Source organism: Pelagerythrobacter marensis (assembly GCF_036700095.1).
Classification (GTDB): Bacteria; Pseudomonadota; Alphaproteobacteria; order Sphingomonadales; family Sphingomonadaceae; genus Pelagerythrobacter; species Pelagerythrobacter marensis_A.
In genome coordinates, this window is sequence record NZ_CP144918.1 from 1,104,470 (window position 1) to 1,127,357 (window position 22,888).

Here is a 22,888-nt window from a genome sequence, read left to right on the forward strand (position 1 = left end):
CTGCCAAGCGATCGCTTGATCAGGCAGATACTCCCTAAAGATGACAATTGCACCAAACCCTCACCCCAACCGCTCCGCATGCCACTTCACATGTTCGGCCATGAAGGTGGAGATGAAGTAGTACGAATGGTCGTAGCCCGGCTGAAGGCGGATCGTGGCGTCGAGGCCGGCAGTGTCGCAGGTTTCGGCGAGGCGATGGGTGCGCAGCTGTTCGACGAGGAAATTGTCGGCCGTGCCCTGGTCGACGAGGATGTGGGGATGGCGCGCGCCGTCCTCGATCAGGGCGACGGCGTCGTACTCGCGCCATGACGCGCGGTCGCTTCCCAGATAGCGGCCGAGGGCCTTTTCGCCCCATGGCACCTCGCTCGGCGCGACGATCGGGGAAAAGGCGCTGATCGAGCGGAAGCGATCGGGGTTGCGCAGGCCGATGGTGAGCGCCCCGTGGCCGCCCATCGAATGGCCGGCGATCGACTGGCGGTCCATGTCGGCGGCCGGGACGTTCGCCGCGATCACCTGGGGCAGTTCGCGCTCGATATAGCTGCGCATCCGATAGTTCTTCGCCCACGGCTCCTGTGTGGCATCGACGTAGAATCCCGCGCCCTGGCCGAAATCGTATTCGTCCGCCGCGTCGGGCACGTCCTCGCCGCGCGGACTGGTGTCGGGGGCGACGAAGATCACCCCGTGTTCGGCGCATGCCCGCCGGTATTCGCCCTTTTCGGTGACATTGGCGTGGGTGCAGGTGAGGCCCGAGAGATACCAGAGCACGGGGAGCTTCGCGCCCTCGGCATGGTCGGGAACGAAGACCGAGAAGGTCATATCGGTGCCGGTTTCGGCCGAACGGTGCGAATAGACGCCCTGCGTGCCGGCGTGGGAGCGGGTCTGGCTGACGGTTTCGAGAGTCATGGGGGGCTCCTATCCGTTCGGGCGGCGCATGTCGAAGGGTGCGAGGGGCCGCAAGCTATCGGGCGAAGCGCCAGCGGCCTGAGGTCCCCGCCTGCGCGGGACTCGCACTCGTTTCACTCCTCCCCATCGTCTTGCGATGGGGAGGTGGGCGACGCCGCAGGCGTCGGTCGGAGGGGCTGTGCCGGGAATGGCCCCTCCACCACGAGCCGCTTCGCGTCTCGCGGTCCCCCTCCCCATCGCAAGTCGATGGGGAGGATAAATCGGTCAGGTGGGGCGTGCGTTCAGGCTTTCGCCCGATGAACCGCGCAGAGCTTGTTGCCGGAAGGATCGCGTACGTAGCTGAGGTACATGGCCCCGAGCGCGCTGCCCTCGCGCAGGCCCGGCGGGTCCTCGATCGACGTGCCGCCATTGGCGACACCGGCGTCGTGGAAGGCCTTTACCTGCTCGGGCGAATCGCATTTGAAGCCGATCGTCCCGCCGTTGGCGCCCGTCGCAGGCTCGCCGTTGATCGGTTCGGACACGCAGAACGTGCCGCCGTTGTGGACGTAGAACAGGCGGGTATGGCCGCTGCCGGAGACATTGCGCATCGCCTCGCCGGTGAAGCCCAGCGTGCCGAGCACGGCGTCGTAGAACGTCTTCGATTGCTCGATGTCGTTCGCACCGACCATGATATGGTTGAACATTGCAGGACCTCCCAAGGTAAGTTTCGATTAGCTACCTATATCGATGGCGAGGCCGCGGTCAATAGACCACCACGCTGCGGATCGATTCGCCCGCGTGCATCAGGTCGAAGCCCTTGTTGATTTCCTCGAGGTCGAGGACGTGGGTAATCATCGGGTCGATCTGGATCTTGCCGTCCATGTACCAGTCGACGATCTTGGGCACGTCGGTCCGGCCGCGCGCGCCGCCGAACGCCGTGCCGCGCCAGTTGCGCCCGGTGACGAGCTGGAACGGGCGGGTGGCGATTTCCTTGCCCGCCTCGGCCACGCCGATGACCACGCTGGTGCCCCATCCGCGATGGCAGCATTCGAGCGCGGTGCGCATGACTTCGGTGTTGCCGGTGCAGTCGAAGCTGTAATCGGCGCCGCCGTCGGTCAGCTCGACGATTTTCGCCACGATTTCCTCGCGGCTCATGCCGCTGGTGTTGAGGAAATGGGTCATGCCGAACTTGCGGCCCCATTCCTCGCGGGCCTCGTTGATGTCGATGCCGACGATCATGTTCGCGCCCGCGAGCTTCGCGCCCTGGATCACGTTGAGGCCGATCCCGCCGAGGCCGAACACCACGACATTGTCGCCGACCTGGACTTTGGCCGTGTTGACCACTGCGCCGACGCCCGTGGTGACGCCGCAGCCGATGTAGCAGCTCGTCTGGAACGGGGCGTCCTCGCGGATCTTGGCCACCGCGATTTCCGGCAGGACGGTGAAGTTCGAGAACGTCGAACAGCCCATGTAGTGATAGATCGGCTCGCCCTTGTAGCTGAAGCGGGTCGTGCCGTCGGGCATCAGGCCCTTGCCCTGGGTCGCGCGGATCGCGGTGCACAGGTTGGTCTTGCCCGAAAGGCACGACTTACACTGCCGACATTCGGGTGTGTAGAGCGGGATCACGTGGTCGCCGGGCTTCACGCTGGTGACCCCCGCGCCCACTTCGCGCACGATCCCGGCGCCCTCGTGGCCGAGCACGCTGGGGAAGATCCCCTCGCTGTCGTGCCCGTCCAGCGTATAGGCATCGGTGTGGCAGATGCCGGTGGCCATGATTTCCACCAGCACTTCGCCCGCCTTGGGGCCTTCGAGGTCGAGTTCGACGATTTCGAGCGGTTTTTTCGCTTCGAACGCAACGGCGGCGCGGGTTTTCATCGGGGGTACTCCTGCAGGGGTCTGTCGTCGAATCGTTGCGACAAACTAACCAATAGTTCGATAAAGTCAAGCAAAAAACGCCAAATAGGTTATGACGTCGCGATCAGCCTTCGTGGACGGCCTTGGGCACCATGCAGGCCATCACGCCTTCGCGGCCGTCCTCGCTGCCATAGCCCGACCATTTGACCCCGCCGAACGGGGCGTCGACCGCCGAAACGCTGGCGCCGTTGATCGCCAGCATCCCGGTCTCGATCTCGGCCGCGAGCCGGCGGCGGCGCGCCGGATCGTCGGTCCAGGCATAGGCGGCGAGGCCATAGGGCAGGCGGTTCGCTTCCTCGATCATGGCCTCTTCGCCCGCCATCGGGTTGATCAGCGCCACGGGGCCGAAGGGCTCGTGGTTCATGATATCGGCATCTTGCGGCACTTCGCTCAGCACCGTGGGTTCGTGGAAGAACCCGCGGTTCCCGATCCGCGACCCGCCGGCGAGCAGCTTCGCGCCCTTGTCCTGCGCGTTGCCGAGCAGTTTTTCCATCGAATCGAGCCCGCGCGAATTGGCCATCGGGCCCATCTCGGTCCCGTCCTCGAACCCGTTGCCGACGACGACTTTCTTCGCGCGTTCGACGAAGCCGTCGCGGAATTTCTCGAACGCCGGCTCCTCGACCAGGAAGCGCGTCGGGCTGACGCAGACCTGGCCGGCGTTGCGGTATTTGGCCGGCACCATCGTATCGAGAACCGCGTCGATATCGCTGTCGGCGAACACCAGCACGGGGGCGTGGCCGCCCAGTTCCATCGTCGCGACCTTGAGATCGTCGGCAGCGAGCCGGGCGAGGTGCTTGCCGACCGCGGTCGAGCCGGTGAAGGTGACCTTGCGGATGACGGGGGAGGCCAGCAGGTGGCGGCTGACGGTGTCGGGCACACCGAACACGCACTGCACCGCGTCGCCCGGAACGCCGGCGTCGAGCAGCGCCTGAACCATCGCGATCCCGCCAGCCGGGGTCTCCTCGCTCGGCTTGACGATCACCGAGCAGCCGGCGGCGAGCGCGCCGCCGATCTTGCGCATGACGTTGATCGCGGGGAAGTTCCACGCGGCGAAACCGGCCACGGGGCCGATCGGGTGATACTGCACCTCGACCCGCTGGCCCGCCGGGCGCACCAGCGTGCGGCCGTAAATGCGCTTGATCTCCTGCGCGTAGAATTCCAGCAGCATGGCGCAATAGATCGTTTCGCCGATCGCTTCCTTGACCGGCTTGCCCTGCTCGCGGGTCATGGCCTGGCCGATGTCGCGCGCACGCTCGCGGATGAGCGCCGCGGCCTTGGTCAGGATCGCGGCACGCTTGTCGGCGGAGGTGTCGCGCCATTCGCGAAAGCCGCGGCGCGCCCCTTCCAGCGCGCGGTCGAGATCCTCGCCGGTCGCGCGCGGCAGCGTTCCGATCGTCTCGCCGGTCGCCGGATCGACGACGTCTTCGCTTTCGCGGCCGCCGCCGGACAGCTGTTCCCCGCCGATCAGCAGGTGGAGAGAGGGATAGTCGGCCATGTGCAGCTCCTCGGTGTTCGTCGTTGGGCGGGGGATGGCCGCGCGCGGGCAGTGCGTCAACCGGCCCGTTGGCAAGCGTTCATCGGCCCGCGTATAAACGGCGGGAATGATCCGGTCGATATTCCCCGCCCTCGCGCTCCTCGCCGTCTCGCCTGCCTTGGCGCAGGCTTCCGCACCGCGGGCGGATGTTCCCCTCGACGTGAGCCAGCGAACGGCCTTGCGCTGTTCGGTCGCTTTCGCGCTCGTTGCGGAGGGGCAGGCGCGGGGCGACCCGGCGATGGCCGCTTTCCCGCAGCTTGGCGAGCGCGGACGCGAGTTCTTCGTTCGGACCGCGGCCCGGATCATGGACCAGACCGGGCTCGACCGTGAGGCGGTCGCCGGGCTGCTGGCGGCGGAACTGGAGGACTTGCGCGCCGGGGGTGCGCTGGAGGACGTCATGCCGCCCTGCCTGCTGCTGCTCGACGCCTCGGGGCTTTGACCGCACGGCTCGTCGCGGCGTTCACCGCCGGGTCAGGCGCGCGCCGGCAATGCCGGTGCGAACGATTCGGAGACTGTCCCATGCGCATTCTCGCCCTGTCCGCCGCCGCCATGCTGGCCCTGCCGGCCGCCGCGCAGGCGCAGGCCGCGGGCGATCCGCCGGTGCTCGACTATTCGGCGGACGATGCCCCCCTGTCGCAGCAATTGCGCGATCCCGCGATGCAGGATGGCCTTGCCGCGACCGTGGCCGTTCTCGGCGAAATCCTGCTCGACCTCCCCCTGGCCCCGATCGTCGAGCCGATGGCCGAAGCCGCGGGCCGCGATCCGGGCGATGTCGATCCCGATCTCACCTTGCGCAAGATGCGGCCCGAAGCGGGCGATCTGCCGGCCCGCGCGGCGGAGGAGCTGCCGCGTGCGATGGACCGGATGGCGGCAATGGCCGGCGGTATCGAGGCGATGGCCCCCGCGCTGCGCGATCTGGCGGGCCAGCTCGAGTTCGCGCTCGATCGGGCGCGCCGCCAGGGGCGGTAGCGCGCCGCCGAAAGCCCTTTTCCGCATGCGCGCAGGGCTGGACGGCCCCGCGCGCATGCGGCATGAGCATGCATGCATATGTGGCGCCTCTACCAGTTCCCGCTCTGCCCGTTCAGCCGCAAGGTTCGCCTGCTTCTGAGCGAGAAAGGCGTGGGCTACGAACTCTGGCGGGAGAACCCGTGGGACGCGAGCGACGAGTTCTGGGCGCTCAATCCCGCTGGCCGGACGCCGGTGCTCCACGATCCCGAACGCCGCATTGCGCTCGCCGACAGCCGCGCGATCTGCGAATATTTCGAAGAAACGGTGGACAAGGCGCCGATGATCAACGGCACCGCCACCAACCGGGCGGAGATCCGCCGGCTGGTCGCACTGTTCGACGAGAATTTCTTCGGCGACGTCACCATGCCGCTGCTGCACGAACGGATGAAGAAGCGGCTGGTGCTGCGCCAGCCGCCCGATTCGCGCATCCTGCGCGAGGCGATGAAGCTGGCGCACGGACACCTCGACTATATCGACTGGCTGATCGACAATCGCACCTGGCTGGCCGGGGCGACGATGAGCCTTGCGGACCTTGCCGCCGCAGCCCAGATCTCGGTTGCCGACTATCTCGGCGGGATCGACTGGACCGGGCATGAGCAGACGCGCGGATGGTATTCGGTGTTCAAGAGCCGCCCGTCGTTCCGCCCGCTTCTGTCCGAACGGATGGAAGTGATCCAGCCCCCGCGCCACTATGCGGAACTGGACGTCTGAGCCAGCGCCGCGGCCCGGCAACCGCCTATTCACAGGAGGCCTGCGATGCCTGACAAGATCGAGCTTTCCGACGCCGAATGGCGCGAACGACTGACGCCCGAACAGTTCCGGGTCCTGCGCGAAGGCGGGACCGAGCGGGCCTTCACCGGCAAGTACGAAAAGAACAAGCAGCCCGGCGAATATCGCTGCGCCGCCTGCGGCCAGGTCCTGTTCGCCAGCGACGCCAAGTACGACAGCGGCTCCGGCTGGCCCAGCTTCACCGCGCCGGCCGATGGCGAGGCGGTGGAGGAACACCGCGACAGCAGCCACGGCATGGTTCGCACCGAAGTCGTCTGCGCCCGCTGCGAAGGGCATCTGGGCCACGTCTTCCCCGACGGCCCGGGGCCGGACGGGCTGCGGTATTGCATCAACAGCGCCGCGCTCGACTTCAAGCCTGAGGAATAGTCGCCCCGGCCCGTTCACGCCGGGTTACAACTCGCCTATGCATCGGGCGGGATGCGAAAAATCGGGCGGTCCGCCCGCAAAGAGGTAAGCAGGAATCGATGGCGAAGCGGGGCAGCCGACGGCAAGGCGCCAGGTCCGGTGGCAAGGGCGGGCCGACAGGCTGGAAACGCTGGTTGCGCCGTCTCGCGATCTGGGGCGGCGTGCTTGCGCTGCTGGGGGCGCTGTTCCTGGGCCTCGCGGTGGCTTTCGCCGCGCGTTCGCTGCCCACCTATTCCGAACTGAAGGCGTCGCAGACCGGGCAGACGATCGTCGTGCGCGCGCGCGACGGGACCGAGATCGTCGAACTCGGCCCCAGTTACGGGGAGTGGCTGGACAGTTCGGAAATCCCGCAGGTGATGAAGGATGCGATGATCTCGGTCGAAGATCGCCGCTATCGCTCGCATCCCGGAATCGATCCCTACGGCCTGGTGCGCGCGCTGTGGGTGGCGGTGACCGGCGACGGGCGCATTTCCGCGACTTCGACGATCACCCAGCAGCTCGCCCGGAACATCTTCCTCAATTCCAACCGCACGCTCGACCGCAAGCTGCGCGAGGCGGTGCTGGCGCTGGCGCTGGAATGGAAGTTCTCGAAGGAGCAGATCCTCGAGCTGTACCTCAACAAGGTCTATTTCGGGGGCGGAGCTTACGGCGTCGACAGCGCGAGCCGCAAGTTCTTCAGCCATCCGGCGACCGAGCTTTCGACGGCGGAGGCCGCGATCATCGCCGGGCTGGTCAAGGCGCCGAGCCGCTATTCCCCGACTGCCGATGTCGATGCCGCGGTCGGCCGGGCCAACGTGGTCCTGCGCCTGATGCGCGAACAGGGGCGCATTTCGGCGAGCGAAGCGAACGTCGACCCTTCGGCCGTGAAGCTGAAAGAGGACCGCGGCCAGAACTCGGTCCGCTATTTCACCGACTGGGCGCTGCCCCAGCTCGACCTGCTGCTGCCCGAAACGTTCGAGCCGATCGAGGTCTGGACCACGATCGACGTGGGAATGCAGCGCGCGGCGACCGCGGCGATCAAGTCGAACACTCCCGACGGAGCGCAGGGCGCGCTGGTCAGCCTCGATCGCGACGGGGCGATCCTGGCCATGGTCGGCGGCACCGATTACGTCACCACCAATTACAACCGCGCCACCGACGCCGTGCGCCAGCCGGGATCGGCGTGGAAGCTGTTCGTCTATCTCTCCGCGCTGGAGGCAGGCTATACCCCGGAAGACCGGGTGGTCGACGCACCGGTCACGATCGACGGGTGGAGCCCGCGCAATTCGGGGGGCAGCTTCGCCGGTGAAATCGACCTGCGAACGGCCTTTGCCTATTCGAAGAACACCGTCGCCGCCCAGCTCGGCAACGAAGTGGGCTTCGGCACCGTCGCCTCGATGGCCAAGCGGTTCGGGATCACGACCCCGATCTCCACTTATCCGGCAATGGTCCTGGGCAGTTCCGAAGTGCGCGTGATCGACATGACCCGCGCTTTCGCCGCGATCTCGGCCGGGGGCAATTCGGTCGAACCCTACGGCATCGTCAAAGTGACGACCGCCGGCGGCGAAACGCTGTACCAGCACGAACCACCGCGCTCGACGCCGCTGGTGCCGGACTACGTGACCGCGGGGATCACCGACCTGCTCCAGACCACGGTCAACACCGGCACCGGGCGGGCGGCGCAGATCGGGCGGCCGGTGGCGGGCAAGACTGGCACGACCAATTCGAACAAGGACGGCTGGTTCCTCGGCTTTTCCAGCGGGATCACGACCGGCGTGTGGATGGGGCGCGACGATGCCAGGGCCGTTCCCGGCCTCCAGGGCGGGCGGGCGCCGGCGCAGGCCTTCGCCGCCTATATGCGCTATGCCGTGAAGGATCGCCCGGTGGAGAAGTTCGATACCGAGCTGCAATTGCCCGAATGGCAGCTGGAGCCGGACGACGAATATTATTACGGCGACCCGGACGATTATTACTACATCGACGAGCAGGGGAACCTGATCGAGCCGGGCCGGCCGGAGCAGCCGGGCGAACTGCCCTTCCCGATCGAAGGCGAACTGCCGCCGGCCGACCGCCCGCGCCAGCCGGGCCCCGCCCCGACGAACGAGGCCGGCGGCAACGGACAGGCGGCAAGCGACGATTTCCTCGACCGCGCGACCGGGCGCGACGAACCGCAGAGCCGCACTGCGCCGCAACCGCCCCGCGCCGCCCCGCAGCCTGCGCCCGCGCCGCAGCCGCTGCGCCTGCCGGGGCCGGCGGCGGAGGAGTAGAAGCGCAAGAAGAGTGGCCCACGAAAAAGGCCCTCCGGCAAGGGAGGGCCTTTCGGTCGGTTCGGCAGTGCGCTCGCGCCGTCGGCGTCAGCGCATCCTGACCGCGACGTAGAACGGGTTGATCTGGCCGACGCGCTGGATGCGCAGCAATACCGAATCGCGCCCGTTGCGCCGCGCCTCGTCGACGATCTCTTCGAGTTCGGCGGGCGAGGTGACATCGTTGTAATTGGCGCTCAGGATAATGTCGCCGCGCGTGACTTTGCGGCCCGCGTCGGTCGAGCGATCGACCGCGGCGATCACCACGCCGCGCGTATCGTTGGGCGCACGCAGCTGGCGGGCGATCTGCGGCGTCAGCTCGATCACCTGGATGCCGAGCCGCTCCGCCACCGCGCCGGTCTGCGGGGTGTCGCTCATGTCCGGCTCGTCTTCCGGGTCGAACGTCTGCTGTTCCTGCGCCAGCGCTTCTTCGGTCGGGAACTGGCCCAGCGTCACGGTGACCGTGCGCCGCTGCCCATTGCGATAGAGCGTTACCGGCAGGCGCGTGCCCGGCGCGGTGTTGGCGACGATGTAGGATACGCTGCGTTCGGGCGTAACGGCCTGCCCGCCGACTTCGACGATGATGTCGCCCGGGCGAATGCCGGCGCGATCGGCCGGGTCGCCTTCGCGCACGCTCTGCACGAATTCGCCCATACGCCGGTCCAGCCCCACCGAATCGGCGATGTCCTCGTCCACCGGCCCCAGCGAAACGCCCAGGAAGCCGCGCTCCACGCGCTGGCCGCGCCGCAGCTGCTCGACGATCGGGGCGGCGATGTCTGCTGGGATCGCGAAGCCGATGCCGACACTGCCCCCGGTGGGGGAAATGATCGCGTTGTTGATCCCGATCACATTGCCGCGCATGTCGAACAGCGGGCCGCCCGAATTGCCGCGATTGATGCTGGCGTCGGTCTGGATATAGCGGTCGTAGGCGCCCACGACCTGCTGCCCGTTGACCGGCGGTGTGCGATAGACCGCGGAAACGATCCCGCTGGTCACCGTGCCGCCGAGGCCGAAGGGATTGCCGATCGCGATCACCCAGTCGCCCACGCGCGCCTGGTCGGAATCGCCGAATTCGACGAAGGGGAAGGGTTCGTCGCGCGAGATCTTGAGCACCGCGAGGTCGGACTGCGCGTCCGATCCGACCAGCTCGGCCGGATATTCGGTGCCGTCGGGCGTCGTCACCGTGATCTCTTCGACCGTCGCGCCCCGCGCGCCGGGAGCGATAACGTGATTGTTGGTGACCACGTAGCCGTCGGCGGAAATGATGAAGCCGGACCCGAGCGACTGCCCTTCGCGATATTGCGGCTGCTGTCCGCGGCGCCGGCCGAAGAAACCTTCGAACGGCGTGCCGGCGAACGGGTTTATCGACTGCACTTCGACCCGCTGCTTGGTCGAGATATTGACCACCGCGGGCTGGAGCTGCGCGGTCAGGTCGGCGAAACTTTCGGGGGCACCGGCGCGCGGAACGGCGCCGGCAATGCGGCTTTCGTCGTTCTGGGCGACTTGCGCACCCGCGGGATAGCCGGTCGCGAGCGAGATCGCCGCGCCGCCGACAAGGAGTGCCGAAGTCAGGCCATAGGCGTATTTCACGGGCTTCACTTCCTTTGCTTCCTCTTCATGTCCAGTGCGTTTCCATGCCTCTGCCGCGAGGCGGCTTGCAGTCCCGGCGCGATAGATGAACCCGGGCCCTTAATGCGCCTTGAATAGGCGCCGGTCCGGCTCAACGCTGGCCGCGGAACTGCCGCAGATACTCGTTGTCCGGCGACAGGATCATCGTGCTTTCGCCGTTGCCCTGCTCGAACGTCCGGCGATAGCTCTCCATCGCGCGGTAGAAATCGTAGAACTGCGGATCCTTGCCATAGGCTTCGGCATATGTAGCGGCCGCCTGCGCGTCGGCCTCGGCACGGATGATCTGGGCGTTCTTGTCGCCCTGCGCGCGGATGGTCGCCGCCTCTTCCTGGCGGTCGGTCTGCATCCGGGTGAAGGCGGCGTTGAGCGGGGTGCCGTCGGGCAGGTCGGCCCGCTTGATTCTGACGTCGATCACTTGCGCGCCATAGTTGCGCGCCTCGCGGTCGAGCGCGTCGCGGATATTGGCCATCGCGCTGCCGCGCTCCGCCGTCAGCAGCGCCGCGAACGGCCGGCGGCCCAGTTCCTGGCGCAGGACCGAGGTGAGGATCGGCGAAAGCTGCGTGCGCAGGATCTCCTCCGACCCGGCGTTCTCGACCATCAACACCGGGTTGATGACGCGGAAACGGGCATAGGCGTCGACCTGCAGGCGCTGCTGGTCGCTGGAGAGCACCTGCTGGCGATCCATGTCGAGATCGAGCACGCGCTTGTCGACCATCTGGACGCGCTCGTATCCGGGCACGCGGAAGACGATGCCCGCCCCCGTCTCGCCATATGCCGCATCGGACTTGAACTGGTTCGCCACCCGATCCGGGCGGCCGCCCTGGATGATGACCGCCTGGTGCGTTTCGGGCACGATGACGACCGAGGCGAGCAAGGCCAGCAGCGCGACGCCGACGGCGATCACGCTGCCCTTGTGATTGTTCCAGATATTGCTCATGTCACTGCCCCTCCGGCGCGTTTACCACTGCGGGCGGGGAGCCGGCTCCGGCCGCCCGGGCGCGGCGATTGACTTCGGGCAGTGGGAGATAGGGGGTCACGCCCTCGGCCTCGACGATCGTCTTGTCGGTCTTGCTCAGAACGCTTTCCATCGTTTCGTAATAGAGGCGCCTGCGCGTCACCTCGGGCGCCATCCGGTATTCTTCGTATATCTTGTCGAACGCCGCTGCATCGCCCTGCGCGCGGGCCAGCATCCGCTGGGCATAGGCGCGCGCGCTGTTGACCGCGGTTTCGGCATCCTGCTGCGCGGCGGAAACGTCCTTGAACGCCTCCACCACTTCGGCCGGCGGATCGGTCTTCTCGATCTCGATCCCCTGGACCGCCACGCCCGCGCGATAGGCGTCGAGGATCGACTGCATTCGCGTGCGCACGCGCTCTTCGATTTCGGCGCGGCCTTCGCCCGAAAGAACGGAGTCCAGCTCCTGCTCCGCGACCGACGCGCGCATCGCCGCCTCGGCCACCTCGCGAATGGTTTCCTCAGGGTCGGCGAGCTGGAACTTGAACTGCTTCAGATCCTTGATGTTCCAGCGGATCAGATAGGACAAGTCGACCAGGTTCTGGTCGCCGGTAAGGATCAGCTTTTCCTCGTTCGTCCCTGGAATGCTTTCCGACCGGATCTGGCTGACGTTCTCGATCTCGACGACCTGTACCGGCCAAGGGAAAGTGAAGTTCAGGCCCGGCGAAAGCGTGCGCGAATATTTGCCGCCGAGCCAGGTGACGATCCCCTGTTCGCGCGGGGCGACCTGGTGGACGCTGGTGGCGAACAGCCACAGCGCGGCGATCGCGGCGATCGCCAGCGGGAACCAGTTGCGGCCGCCGGGACCTTCGGGCAGGCGGAACCGCGGCCCGCCGCCGCCACGCCGCGGCCCCTCCGGCCCGCGATGCCTGAAAATATCTTCGATATTGGCGGAACGGCGCGGTTCTTCGCCGCTGCCGCCGGGCAGCCAGGGATTGCGCGGCCCGCGGCCGGGATCGCCGGCCGGCGCGGGATCGTCGGCAGGCCCGTCGCCCCCGTCTCCGCCCGATCCGCCCTTCGGCTTGCCGCCCCAGGGGCTCTTGCCGGCCATTGCCAGCGCAATGCGTTTTTGAAATCCGCCCAAGATGTCCATGCCACCCTTTATAGGTGCCAATGCCGGGAAAAACAGGGGCAGCGGCGGGGAATCTCGCCGGCAATGCTTCCGCGCGTGCCGAACATCCTCTAGGGACCTCCACGATGACCGAAGAGGAGCTTAGAGCCCGTTTGCCCGCGCCGATCGCCGCGCGGGTCCAATCGCTGAAAGTGGCGGAGGGCAAAGTGACCGCCATCCTCGACGCCACCGGACTGGATGCCGCCGCGCGCGACAGTCTGGAAGGCGCGACGCGGGATATCCTGGCCCAGGGCGAAGACGTGCGGGACGTCCGGGTCGCCACGATCGCCGACCGGCCGCAGCGCCGGATCGTCGCGATCGGGTCGGGCAAGGGCGGGGTGGGCAAGTCCACGCTCACCGCCAATCTCGCGGTCGCTCTCGCCCGGGCGGGGCACAAGGTCGGGATCGTCGATGCCGACATCTACGGCCCTTCGCAGCCGCGGCTGCTCGACAACGAAAGCGAGCGCCCCGTTGCCGAAGGCGACAAGCTGGTGCCGGTCGCCAGCAAGTGGGGCGTGCCCGTGCTGTCGATGGGGCATCTGGTCGATCCGGGGCGGGCGATCGCCTGGCGCGGACCGATGGCGGGGCGCGCGCTGGGGCAGCTGATCGACGCGAACTGGGGCGATACCGAGCTGCTGCTGGTGGACCTCCCGCCCGGCACCGGCGACGTGCAGATCACCATGCTGCAACGGTTCAAGCCCGCCGGCGCGGTGATCGTGTCGACGCCCCAGGACCTCGCGCTGATCGATGCCACGCGCGCGACGCAGATGTTCGAGGCGGGCGGCGTTCCGGTGCTCGGCCTGGTCGAGAACATGGCCGGTTACGTCTGCCCGCATTGCGGCGAGACGAGCGATCCGTTCGGAAGCGGGGGCGCGGAAACGGAGGCCGAGCGCAAGGGCATACCGTTCCTGGGCCGCATCCCGCTGGCGCTGGCGATCCGCGAAGCGAGCGACGCGGGGACGCCGCCGGCCGCGAGCGAAGGCGGGCAGGGCGATGCCTTCCGCGCGATCGCCGAACGGCTGGCGCAGCGTCTGGCGGAAGGAACGGCCTGACCGTGCCGATCAGCCGCCGCGGTGTGCTGATCGGTGCCGCTGTGGGCGGAGGGCTTGTCGCCGCATGGACGCTGCGCCCGCGCAGGTTCGCCGATCCGCTGCCGCCGGGCCGCGGCGAACATGCTTTCGGCGCCTGGCTCAAGATCGCGCAGGACGGCGTGATCGCGATTGCGGTCCCCCAGCTCGAAATGGGCCAGGGCGCGACCACCGTGCTGCCGCAAGTCGTCGCGCAGGAACTGGGGGCCGACTGGCGGCAGGTCGCGGTCGAGCCGGCGCCGGTCAGCGGGGCCTATGCCAATGTGCCGCTCGCGGCCCGGTGGGCGCCGTTGTGGATGCCGGTCCTGCCCGGACTGGCCGACCGGCCCGACGACATTCTCGCCCGACGATTCGCCGAATCGAGCCGTTTCACCGCGACGGCCGACGGCACCACGCTGGCGGCGTACGAAATGCCGTGTCGCGAGGCCGCGGCCGCCGCGCGCGCGGTGCTGTGCATGGCCGCGGCCGGGCGCTGGGGCGTGGCATGGGAAGAATGCGAGGCCGCAGCCGGGTTCGTGCTGCACGACGGGAAGCGGCTGAGCTTCGCCGCGCTCGCGGCGGAGGCGGCGGAGATGACCGCGCCCGACCCCCCGCCGCTGCGGGCCCGGCCTCCCGCCGAAACGCCGATTCCGGGCGAAGCCGATGCGGCGACGTCCTACGCCCGGCTGGACCTGCCGGCCAAAGTGGACGGCACGTTCCTCTTTGCAGCGGACGTGCGGCTGCCCGGCATGGTCTATGCCGCGATCAAGCACGGCCCCGCCGGAGTGGCGGAACTGACCGATTTCGATCCGCGCGCCGCCGCGCATATCGGCGAGCTGGTGCAAGTGATCGAGGGCAAGCGATGGCTCGCCGCGGTGGCGACCAACTGGTGGGCGGCCGACCGCGCGCTGGCCGCGATGGAACCGCGGTTTCGCGTCGTCGGCCCGCTGGAGACGGGAAAGATCGACGAACGGCTGGACCGCGCCGTGCGGCGCGGGAAAGGGGAAGCGGTCGCGGTGCGCGGCGAAGGGGTGGAGTGGGGCCCGGAGCCCGGTCACGGCCCCGATCTGGCCTTGCGCTACGATGTCGCGCCCGGTGCCCATGTCACTCCCGAAACCGCCAGCGTCACGGCGCGCTTTGCCGATGGGCGGCTGGAACTGTGGATGGCCAGCCAGGCACCCGAGCGCGCCCGCCGGGCCGCGGCCAAGGCACTGGGGATTTCGGTCGAGAACGTGATTTTCTATCCCATGGCCGCGGGGGGCAGCTTCGACCGCCGGCTGGAACACGACCACGCGATCGAGGCTGCGTTGATTGCGCGCGAAGTGGGGCGGGTGCGGTCGCGCCCGGTCCAGCTGATCTGGTCGCGGTGGGAAGAACAGCTCGCCGGCCGTCCGCGTGCGCCTGTCGCAGCGATCGTTTCCGCGCGGCTTGCCCCGGGCGGGGAGGGGCGGATCGCGGGCCTCAAGGCGCGGATCGCGGTGCAGCCGTCGGCGCGCGAGTTCGGGCGGCGCCTGTTCGGCAACCGGACCGCCGCTGCCGCGTTGGCCGATAGCGCCGGCGAAGCCGATCCGATGGCGGTGGAAGGCGCCATGCCGCTCTACGATATTCCCCATGTCACGGTGGAGCACGTCCCGGCCGATACCGGGGCGCCCAGCGGACGCCTGCGCGGCAATGCGCACGGCTATACCGCCTTCTTCATCGAGAGCTTCATCGACGAACTGGCGCATCGCCACGGTCGCGAGCCGCTGTCGTACCGGATGGAGATGCTCGGCGGCGATCCGCGCATGGCCGAATGCCTCCAGCGCGCCGCGCGTCTGGCGGAATGGGACGGCGGGCAGGCGCAGAGCGGCAAGGGCCTGGCCTGCCATCGCATGGATGCCGGGGGTGCCGAGGGCGCCGGGGATGCGGGTGGCGGGCGGATCGTCTGCATCGCCACTGCCCGGCAGGAGGAAGGCGGCGTGCGCGTGTCGCGGCTCGCCGCCTGCGTCGATATCGGCCGGATCGTCAATCTCGACATCGCGCGCCAGCAGATCGAGGGCGGGCTGGTCTTCGGCATGGCTCAGGCGCTGGGCGCGGCGCTGTCCTATCGCCAGGGCGTGCCCGAGCAGTCCCGGCTTGCCGACATGAACTTGCCCACCCTGGCCGACGTGCCGGAGATCGCGGTCGATTTCGTCGACAGCGACGCACCGCCGTTCGATCCGGGCGAACTGGGCGTGGCAGTGGCCGCGCCGGCGATCGCCAATGCTCTTCATTCGGCAACGGGGCTTCGCCTCCGGCGCCTTCCCCTGCTATCGGGCGGCCTGTGACCTGGACGGAACAGACGGTGCCGCGCGATCACGCGCCGGTCGAAAGCGGGGGGATCGGCGTGCTGCTGGTCAACCTCGGCACGCCCGATGCGCCCGACACGGCCTCGGTCCGCCGCTATCTTGCGGAATTCCTGTCCGACCGGCGGGTGGTCGAGCTGCCGCGGCTGGTCTGGCAGCCGATATTGCGCGGCGCGGTTCTGACGACGCGGCCCCGGCGAAGCGCGCATGCCTACCGCCAGATCTGGACCGATGCCGGCTCGCCGCTCGCCGCGATCACGCGCGAACAGGCGGCGGGCCTGCAGGATCGGCTCGGCGGCGCGGCGCAGGTGCGCTGGGCCATGCGTTACGGCAAGCCCGCGATCGGCGACGAGCTGCAGGCGCTGATGGATGCGGGCTGCGAGCGTATCCTGCTCGCCCCGCTCTACCCGCAATATTGCGCCGCGACGACGGCCACGGTTGTGGACAAGGCTGCGGACAAGCTGCGGACAATGCGTTGGCAACCCAGCCTGCGCACCCTCCCGCCCTATCACGACGATCCGCACTACATCTCTGCCCTCGCACACGATCTCGGGGCGCAGCTCGATGCGCTCGACTTCGTGCCCGAGGTGCTGCTGCTCAGCTTTCACGGTATGCCTGAGCGGACGCTGCGCCTGGGCGACCCCTATCACTGCCACTGCCGCAAGACCGCGCGCCTGGTGGCGGAGGCGCTGGGACGCGCGGACTTGCGCATCGAAACCACGTTCCAGAGCCGGTTCGGCCGGGCGAAGTGGCTGGAGCCGGCGACCGATGCGGTGCTGACGGCGGAAGCGCAGGGCGGAACGCGGCGGCTCGCCGTCGCCGCGCCGGGATTTTCCGCCGATTGCCTGGAAACGCTGGAAGAACTGGCGATCTCCGGGCGCGAACAGTTTCTGGAGGCGGGTGGGGAACGGTTCGCCGCGCTCGCCTGCCTCAACGCGCGCGCGCCGGGAATGGCCATGCTGGAGGCGATCGTGCGCCGCGAACTTGCGGGGTGGATTTAGCGCGCCGAACTACTTACACTGGGGTAAGTAAGGAGAATCGAGCATGGCCACGCTTGCACGCGAAGGCGCGTCCGCCGCCGCTCCGTCGGCCCCCCGGCTACGCCACTGGCGCGAAGGCGCGCTGACAGAGGCGGATATTGCCCATATTCCCGGAGAAGGCGGCCTGCCGATCGTGGGCAATACTTTCCGTATGCTGGCCGACCCGCACGCCTTCACCCGGCGCATGGTCGAAACTTATGGCCCGGTGTATCGCAACAAGGCCTTCGGTGGCTGGAACATCGCGCTGGTCGGGGCCGATGCGAACGAGCTGGTCCTGTTCGACCGCGAGAAGCTGTTTTCGAGCGAGCAGGGCTGGGGCCCGCTTCTCGACCGCCTGTTCCCGCGCGGCCTGATGCTGATGGACTTCGACCATCATCGCGCCGACCGCCGGGCGCTGTCGATCGCGTTCAAATCCGGGCCGATGCGCCACTATGCCGGCAGCCTCAATCGCGGAATTGCGCAGGCGGTGCAGCACTGGGGCGGCGGCCAGATGCGGTTCTACCCGGCGATCAAGGCGCTGACTCTCGACCTTGCGGCCGACAGCTTCATCGGCATCCCCTGGGGGCCGGAGGCGGACCGGATCAACGAAGCTTTCGTCGACATGGTCCAGGCCTCGGTCGCGCCGATCCGGCGGCCCCTGCCTTTCACCCTGATGCGCAAGGGGGTGAAGGGGCGCGAATTCCTGGTCGAATATTTCACGCGTGAGACGCAGCGCCGCCGGGCGGAAGGCGGGGGGCAGGACATGTTCAGCCAGTTCGCCACCGCCACGCGCGAAGACGACAGCCTGCTGCCGGTCGACGAAGTGGTCGACCACATGAATTTCCTGATGATGGCGGCGCATGACACGATCACGTCGTCCGCCACGACGCTGGTGCAGTTGCTGGCCCGGCATCCCGAGTGGCAGGAACGGCTGCGGGCCGAGATTGTCGCGATCACCGGCGGCGGCGACATTGCCTACGACGATCTGGGCAAGCTGGAATTGACCGAGATGGCGTTCAAGGAAGCCTTGCGGATGATCCCGCCGGTCCCGTCCACCCCGCGCCGCGCCCTGCGCGCTTTCGAGTTCGGCGGATACCGTATTCCTGCAGGCGCGCCGGTGGGCATCAACGCGCAATACGTGCATCATATGGAAGAGCACTGGCCGGACCCGGAGCGCTTCGATCCGATGCGCTTCACGCCCGATCGGGTGAAGGCGCGCCACAAATATGCCTGGGTGCCCTTCGGCGGCGGTGCGCACATGTGCCTGGGGCTTCACTTCGCCTATATGCAGGTCAAGATCCTGATGGCGCAGTTGCTGACCCGTTACGAGATCGCGATCGAAGAGGGCTATGCCCCCGAGTGGCAGGCTTGGCCGATCCCGCGGCCGAAAGACGGGCTGAAGGTGACGTTTCGCGCTTTGTGACGCGGGGCGGTGCGACCGGATGCGACCGGGCCCGCCGGGGTCAGAAGTCTATGGCGATGCCGTCCTTCACCCAGTCTCCGTAACGGGTGGGGCTGAGCCTTTCCGGGTTGTCCGGCGGCCGGGGCGCGGGCACCGGATCGTTGCTCCAGTGTGCCGGTTTCGTGAATTTCCGTGGCCGTTCGGTTGCGCGCTTGGTCATCGCCCGAAGATGCGCGCACTGGCGCGCCGTTTCAAGCGCAGCTAGGGCGCGGGGCATGGCCCAGCCCCCCGGAATTCACGCGCGCCGTGCGGCGCTTCGTCTGCTCGACGCCGCTTTGCGCCGGGGCGAGACGCTCGATCAGGCTTTTGCCGGCGCGACTGCCGACGTGCGCCGGGCAGAAGACAAGGCGCTGGCCCGCGCGATCGCGAGCGAGGCCCTGCGCTGGCTGGTCGACTTCGATGCGCTGATCGACAGCGCGACCCGGCAGCCGCTGCCGTCCGATACCAAGCCGCGGGCGGTGCTGCGTCTGATGCTGGCCCAGTGGATGCGGCTCGGCACGCCGCCGCATGCCGTGATCGCGACCGCACTGCCCCTGCTGGCGGGCGGGCCGCGCCGACTGGCGCACGGCGTCTTCTCCACGCTCTCGCGCCAGGACGCCAGGCTCCCCGAAGCGCCGACCCTGCCCGCTGCCGTGGCCGCCCGATGGGGCGAGCGGGCGCCGGCGATCACCCGCGGCCTGGCCGAACCGCCGCCGCTGGATCTGACCTTGCGCGATCCTGCGCAGACCGAACACTGGAAGGTGCAGCTGGGCGCCGACAGTCTCATGCCCGGCCATCTTCGCCTGCCGCGGGGCGCGGCGGTCGAAAAGCTCGCCGGATTTGCCGACGGGGCCTGGTGGGTGCAGGATTTTGCCGCATCGCTCCCGGCGCGCCTGCTCGGTGCCGGCGAGGGGCGCCAGGTGCTCGACTTGTGCGCCGCACCCGGGGGCAAGACGCTCCAGCTCGCCGCCGCGGGCTGGCGCGTCACCGCGCTCGACATCTCCAAGCGGCGGCTGGAGCGGCTGCGCGAGAATCTGAAACGCACCGGGCTGGAGGCCGGCGTGGTCCGCGCCGACGCGCTGGAATGGCAGCCGAAGCATCGTTTCGACGCGATCCTGCTCGACGCGCCCTGCACCGCCACCGGCACGGCGCGGCGCCACCCCGAGGTGCTGCACCGGGTCGGGCCGCGGCAGATCGCGGAGATGGGGGATCTGCAAAGCGCCCTGCTCGCGCGCGCGGTCGGCTGGCTCAAGCCGGGCGGAACGCTGGTCTATGCGACGTGTTCGCTGGAACGCGAGGAAGGCGAAGGGCAGACGGCCGCCGTCCCCCTGCGCCCCGATCCGATCGACGGTGGCGCGCTGCCCGCGGGGCTCGCCCCGCATGACGACGGATGGTTGCGGACCGATCCGGGGATGCTGGCGGACGAAGGCGGTCTCGACGGGTTCTTCATCGCGCGCTGGCTCGGGCAAGGGTGCGATTGAGAGGCCGCGCGTCGCCGCCTCGGCTCATTGCCGTGTGGCGGGAACGACGACGATCCCGTCCGCGACTGCGCCGGTGGATGGTTCGTCGCGATGCGTTTCCGCCCGGTGTGCCACGATCCAGATGTTCGCGCCGTCGGGATCGATCCGTTCGATACGGCAGACGAAGCGATCGCCCTCGAACAACTGCGCCCAGCGGCCCTGCGCTTCCTTGCCCGCAATCTTGAGTGCGCCCGTGGCGTTCGATGCTTCGAATTCGATCCGCTTGGCGGCGCCGTGACGGTCGTTTTCGTAAATCAGTCTATATGTCTGCATCCTCTCCCCTCCTTCGGGGAAAGCGCGGGTTTCCAGTGAACGGGGCCATCAGCGGCTCTTCCTGCCGCCTTTGCGCTTCTGCTTGCCGGTGTAGCTGCTCCGGTTTGCCTTTCGACATCGGCGTCCTCTCGACTGCCCCGCACAAGCACCGACCCGCGCTTACGAAAAGCGTAGCGAACGAGCGAGGAAATCGTTCCGTTCGGCACACCTGCGGAAATGCGGTGCGCATCCTTCGCGGCTTAGCGCCGCGCGACGGCGACGAGGGCGGTGGAAGGAACCGGCAGGATCGAGCGGTCCCCGGCCATGCGCCGGATCTCTGCGATCACCGCGGCCTGTTCGCCATCGGCCAGGCCGATCCAATCGGGCGACATTCCGAACAGATCGTCGGGTGTGTCGAGCGCTGCGAGTTCGAGTTCGAAATCGCGCGTCACTTTCTCGATCGCCACCTCGGCGTAACCCGCCGCAATCATTTCGCGCCTGAAGTCGTCCGGGCTGCCGAGAGCCCTTACCCCTTCGGGCATCGGCATGTTTTCCCGGCCGGGGAACAGTTTCCGGCATACCTGGCGGCACAGCAGGAACGTTGCCGCTCCGCTGTCTTCCCAGGTGGCGACGACGCCTTTCCCGCCGGGGCGGGTCACCCGCGCCATCTCCGCCAGCCCCTTGCGCCAGTCCGGGAACATGATCACCCCGAAGATCGAGAAGACAGCATCGAACGTGCCGTCGGCCAGCGAAAGCGCCTGGCCGTCCATAACCGCCGTTTCGACATTGGGCACTGCCTTGGCGGCGATGGCGGCGACCATTCCGGGCGAAAAGTCGGTCGCAAGCACCCGCGCGCCGGTCCGCGCCGCGGCGAGCGCCAGGGCGCCAGTGCCGGCCGCGACATCCAGCACCGCGCTGCCCGGCCCCATCGGCACGCGCGAAAGAGCCACTTCGGCATAGAGCGCGGTAAACGGGTGTGCGGTCGTCTCGTAGTGACGGGCGGTATCGTCCCAATGGCCCGGATCTTCGAACTTCTGCATATGGCGCAACCTCGGCGAATCACGTAACACCGCATGTATCGTGAAGGATCGAGCAAAGCAATGTCGGCCAGCCCGGGCCTTAGGCCGGAGGTGTCTGCAGAAAAGCGTGTCGACGCCCGCCGCCGGGCGTCAACCGATCAGGCCTGGCCGCCTTTGGCTTTGGCGGCGAAGCTTTTGCGCAACTTCATGATCTTGGGCGGGATCACCGCCAGGCAATAGGGGTTTCGCTGGCCTTCGCCTTCCCAGTATTCCTGGTGATAGTCTTCGGCCGGATACCACTCCGCTGTCTGCTCGCCCCCCGACAGGCCCTCTATGGTGGTGACGGCCTGCTGCCCTTCGTGCTCCGCATTCCAGCGCGCGATGGCCGCTTCGGCCTCTGCGTGCTGCGCCTCGTCGAGCGGGAAGATCGCACTGCGATACTGCGTGCCGACATCGTTCCCCTGGCGGTTGAGCTGCGTCGGATCGTGGGTGCCCAGGAAGACATCGTAAATCTCGGCCAGCGATATCGTGTCGGGGTCGAAAGCGATGCGCACGGCTTCCGCATGGCCGGTCTCGCCCGAGCAGACCTGTTTGTAGGTCGGGTTGGGCACGGTGCCGCCGATATATCCGCTCTCGACCGTCTCGACTCCGATCACGTCGCGGAAGACCGCCTCGGTGCACCAGAAGCACCCGCCGGCAACGATCGCCTGCTCGCTGTTCGCCATAATCGCCATTCTCCTTCGAAGGCCGAGATAGGAAGCGCGGACTTGCTTGTCATCGGCGGCTGTGGGCGTAGAGTGGCGCCCCTGCTGCCGATGGAGAAGATCCGATGCGTTACCTGCTTGCCGCCGCCGCTTCGCTTGCCGTGTCCGCGCTTGCCGTGCCCGGGGCGGCGCAGGACGGCGCCGGCCACGAAAATCATGCCGCGATCGAGGCCGCGGTCGCCGCGACCAACCGCGACGCGGACCGCGCGCGCGACGCTTTCCGCCATCCGGCCGAAACGATCGCCTTCTTCCGCATCGCGCCGGACATGAAAGTGGGCGAATATGCCCCGGGCGGCGGCTGGTACTCGCGCGTGCTGGGCAATTACCTGGCCGACGAAGGCGAGCTGGTCGGCCTCTATTTCACGCCCGAATCCGGCCCCTTCGATGCCGAGAGGCAGGCCAATATCCGCAAGGGTGCCGCCGAGTTCGCGGGGAAAGTTGCCGGCTGGACCGGCAAGCCGGAGGCGAATTTCGCCGGCATGACGCTGGATAGCATGACCGAAGCGGACCAGGGCACGTTCGATCGCGTGCTGGTCGTGCGCATGCTGCACAACCTCATGCGCTGGAACATCGCCGACAGCGAGCTGAAGGCCATGCGCGACCTGCTCAAGCCCGGCGGCATGCTCGGCATCGTCCAGCATCGGGCCGGGGCCGACGCGCCGGCGGACTATGCCGATGGAAGCAAGGGCTACCTGCGGCAGGACGATGTTATCGGTTTCGTCGAGGCGCTCGGCTTCGAACTGGTCGCGGCCAGTGAGATCAACGCCAATCCCCGGGACAGCGCCGATCATCCCGGCGGGGTCTGGGAAATGCCGCCGACGCTTGCGACCAAGCGTGCGGAGCTGGAGAATCGGGGAGAAAGCGACCGTATGACCCTGCTGTTCCGCAAGCGCTGAACCTGCCGCCCGTGGACTCT

22 protein-coding genes are annotated in these 22,888 nt (G+C 68.1%); 11 read left to right on the forward strand and 11 right to left on the reverse strand.

The genetic code is table 11. From position 1 onward, the window contains the following. Nucleotides 1-60: 60 nt before the first annotated feature. The 4 genes from fghA to V5F89_RS05095 all read right to left on the reverse strand — a co-directional run bounded on the left by fghA (nucleotide 61) and on the right by V5F89_RS05095 (nucleotide 4,291). A complete protein-coding gene (gene fghA, locus V5F89_RS05080) occupies nucleotides 61-903 on the reverse strand; it encodes an S-formylglutathione hydrolase (RefSeq protein ID WP_338447163.1) in 843 nt (280 codons plus the stop codon). Nucleotides 904-1,184: 281 nt separating this feature from the next. Then, on the reverse strand, nucleotides 1,185-1,586 hold the full coding sequence (locus V5F89_RS05085; protein ID WP_338447164.1) for a VOC family protein: 402 nt from the start codon (nucleotides 1,584-1,586) through the stop codon (nucleotides 1,185-1,187). Between the two features lie 58 nt (nucleotides 1,587-1,644). Then, nucleotides 1,645-2,757 (reverse strand): S-(hydroxymethyl)glutathione dehydrogenase/class III alcohol dehydrogenase, encoded by a 1,113-nt coding sequence (locus V5F89_RS05090; RefSeq protein WP_338447165.1) that lies wholly within the window; start codon nucleotides 2,755-2,757, stop codon nucleotides 1,645-1,647. Between the two features lie 103 nt (nucleotides 2,758-2,860). Further along, nucleotides 2,861-4,291 (reverse strand): NAD-dependent succinate-semialdehyde dehydrogenase, encoded by a 1,431-nt coding sequence (locus V5F89_RS05095; RefSeq protein WP_338447166.1) that lies wholly within the window; start codon nucleotides 4,289-4,291, stop codon nucleotides 2,861-2,863. A gap of 106 nt (nucleotides 4,292-4,397) precedes the next feature. Here V5F89_RS05095 and V5F89_RS05100 point away from each other — a divergent pair, with 106 nt between their 5' ends. The 5 genes from V5F89_RS05100 to V5F89_RS05120 all read left to right on the forward strand — a co-directional run bounded on the left by V5F89_RS05100 (nucleotide 4,398) and on the right by V5F89_RS05120 (nucleotide 8,778). After that, complete coding sequence (locus tag V5F89_RS05100; RefSeq protein WP_338447167.1) at nucleotides 4,398-4,769, forward strand: hypothetical protein; 372 nt, start codon at nucleotides 4,398-4,400, stop codon at nucleotides 4,767-4,769. Between the two features lie 80 nt (nucleotides 4,770-4,849). Beyond that, a complete protein-coding gene (locus V5F89_RS05105; RefSeq protein WP_338447168.1) occupies nucleotides 4,850-5,299 on the forward strand; it encodes a hypothetical protein in 450 nt (149 codons plus the stop codon). 78 nt (nucleotides 5,300-5,377) lie between these two features. After that, complete coding sequence (locus V5F89_RS05110; protein ID WP_338447520.1) at nucleotides 5,378-6,049, forward strand: glutathione S-transferase family protein; 672 nt, start codon at nucleotides 5,378-5,380, stop codon at nucleotides 6,047-6,049. Between the two features lie 45 nt (nucleotides 6,050-6,094). After that, nucleotides 6,095-6,493 carry a peptide-methionine (R)-S-oxide reductase MsrB gene (gene msrB, locus V5F89_RS05115; protein WP_338447169.1) on the forward strand — a complete coding sequence of 133 codons (399 nt, stop codon included), beginning with the start codon at nucleotides 6,095-6,097 and terminating at the stop codon, nucleotides 6,491-6,493. Between the two features lie 98 nt (nucleotides 6,494-6,591). Then, a complete protein-coding gene (locus V5F89_RS05120; RefSeq protein WP_338447170.1) occupies nucleotides 6,592-8,778 on the forward strand; it encodes a PBP1A family penicillin-binding protein in 2,187 nt (728 codons plus the stop codon). An 87-nt stretch (nucleotides 8,779-8,865) separates the two neighbouring features. On the opposite strand, the gene V5F89_RS05125 is transcribed toward V5F89_RS05120, so the two are convergent. From V5F89_RS05125 to V5F89_RS05135, 3 genes are all read right to left on the reverse strand, one after another. Then, a complete protein-coding gene (locus V5F89_RS05125; protein ID WP_338447171.1) occupies nucleotides 8,866-10,413 on the reverse strand; it encodes a Do family serine endopeptidase in 1,548 nt (515 codons plus the stop codon). Between the two features lie 121 nt (nucleotides 10,414-10,534). Further along, entirely contained in the window at nucleotides 10,535-11,380 is an 846-nt protein-coding gene (locus tag V5F89_RS05130) for a protease modulator HflC (RefSeq protein ID WP_338447172.1), read from the reverse strand. A 1-nt stretch (nucleotide 11,381) separates the two neighbouring features. Further along, a complete protein-coding gene (locus V5F89_RS05135) occupies nucleotides 11,382-12,548 on the reverse strand; it encodes a protease modulator HflK (protein WP_338447173.1) in 1,167 nt (388 codons plus the stop codon). Between the two features lie 104 nt (nucleotides 12,549-12,652). Here V5F89_RS05135 and V5F89_RS05140 point away from each other — a divergent pair, with 104 nt between their 5' ends. The 4 genes from V5F89_RS05140 to V5F89_RS05155 are packed head-to-tail and all read left to right on the forward strand — an operon-like array spanning nucleotide 12,653 to nucleotide 18,399. After that, nucleotides 12,653-13,618 (forward strand): Mrp/NBP35 family ATP-binding protein, encoded by a 966-nt coding sequence (locus V5F89_RS05140; RefSeq protein WP_338447174.1) that lies wholly within the window; start codon nucleotides 12,653-12,655, stop codon nucleotides 13,616-13,618. 2 nt (nucleotides 13,619-13,620) lie between these two features. Further along, entirely contained in the window at nucleotides 13,621-15,939 is a 2,319-nt protein-coding gene (locus tag V5F89_RS05145) for a molybdopterin cofactor-binding domain-containing protein (RefSeq protein WP_338447175.1), read from the forward strand. Next, nucleotides 15,936-16,958 (forward strand): ferrochelatase, encoded by a 1,023-nt coding sequence (hemH, locus tag V5F89_RS05150; RefSeq protein ID WP_338447176.1) that lies wholly within the window; start codon nucleotides 15,936-15,938, stop codon nucleotides 16,956-16,958. The genes V5F89_RS05145 and hemH overlap by 4 nt, the downstream gene beginning before the upstream one ends. A gap of 43 nt (nucleotides 16,959-17,001) precedes the next feature. After that, nucleotides 17,002-18,399 (forward strand): cytochrome P450, encoded by a 1,398-nt coding sequence (locus tag V5F89_RS05155; protein WP_338447177.1) that lies wholly within the window; start codon nucleotides 17,002-17,004, stop codon nucleotides 18,397-18,399. Between the two features lie 40 nt (nucleotides 18,400-18,439). On the opposite strand, the gene V5F89_RS05160 is transcribed toward V5F89_RS05155, so the two are convergent. Then, entirely contained in the window at nucleotides 18,440-18,655 is a 216-nt protein-coding gene (locus tag V5F89_RS05160; RefSeq protein ID WP_425334376.1) for a DUF1674 domain-containing protein, read from the reverse strand. Here V5F89_RS05160 and V5F89_RS05165 point away from each other — a divergent pair. Beyond that, nucleotides 18,654-19,898 (forward strand): RsmB/NOP family class I SAM-dependent RNA methyltransferase, encoded by a 1,245-nt coding sequence (locus tag V5F89_RS05165; RefSeq protein WP_338447179.1) that lies wholly within the window; start codon nucleotides 18,654-18,656, stop codon nucleotides 19,896-19,898. The genes V5F89_RS05160 and V5F89_RS05165 overlap by 2 nt on opposite strands. A gap of 24 nt (nucleotides 19,899-19,922) precedes the next feature. Here the strand turns inward: V5F89_RS05165 and V5F89_RS05170 are convergent, their stop codons facing one another. The 3 genes from V5F89_RS05170 to msrA all read right to left on the reverse strand — a co-directional run bounded on the left by V5F89_RS05170 (nucleotide 19,923) and on the right by msrA (nucleotide 21,933). Beyond that, nucleotides 19,923-20,210, reverse strand: a complete 288-nt coding sequence (locus V5F89_RS05170; RefSeq protein ID WP_338447180.1) for a hypothetical protein — start codon at nucleotides 20,208-20,210, stop codon at nucleotides 19,923-19,925. A 239-nt stretch (nucleotides 20,211-20,449) separates the two neighbouring features. Then, on the reverse strand, nucleotides 20,450-21,229 hold the full coding sequence (locus V5F89_RS05175) for a class I SAM-dependent methyltransferase (protein WP_338447181.1): 780 nt from the start codon (nucleotides 21,227-21,229) through the stop codon (nucleotides 20,450-20,452). Nucleotides 21,230-21,366: 137 nt separating this feature from the next. Then, nucleotides 21,367-21,933, reverse strand: a complete 567-nt coding sequence (gene msrA, locus V5F89_RS05180) for a peptide-methionine (S)-S-oxide reductase MsrA (protein ID WP_338447521.1) — start codon at nucleotides 21,931-21,933, stop codon at nucleotides 21,367-21,369. A 104-nt stretch (nucleotides 21,934-22,037) separates the two neighbouring features. On the opposite strand from msrA, the gene V5F89_RS05185 reads away from it, so the two are divergent. Then, the gene (locus tag V5F89_RS05185) at nucleotides 22,038-22,868 is read left to right on the forward strand and encodes a methyltransferase (protein ID WP_338447182.1); all 831 of its coding nucleotides are present in this window, start codon (nucleotides 22,038-22,040) and stop codon (nucleotides 22,866-22,868) included. Nucleotides 22,869-22,888: the final 20 nt, after the last annotated feature.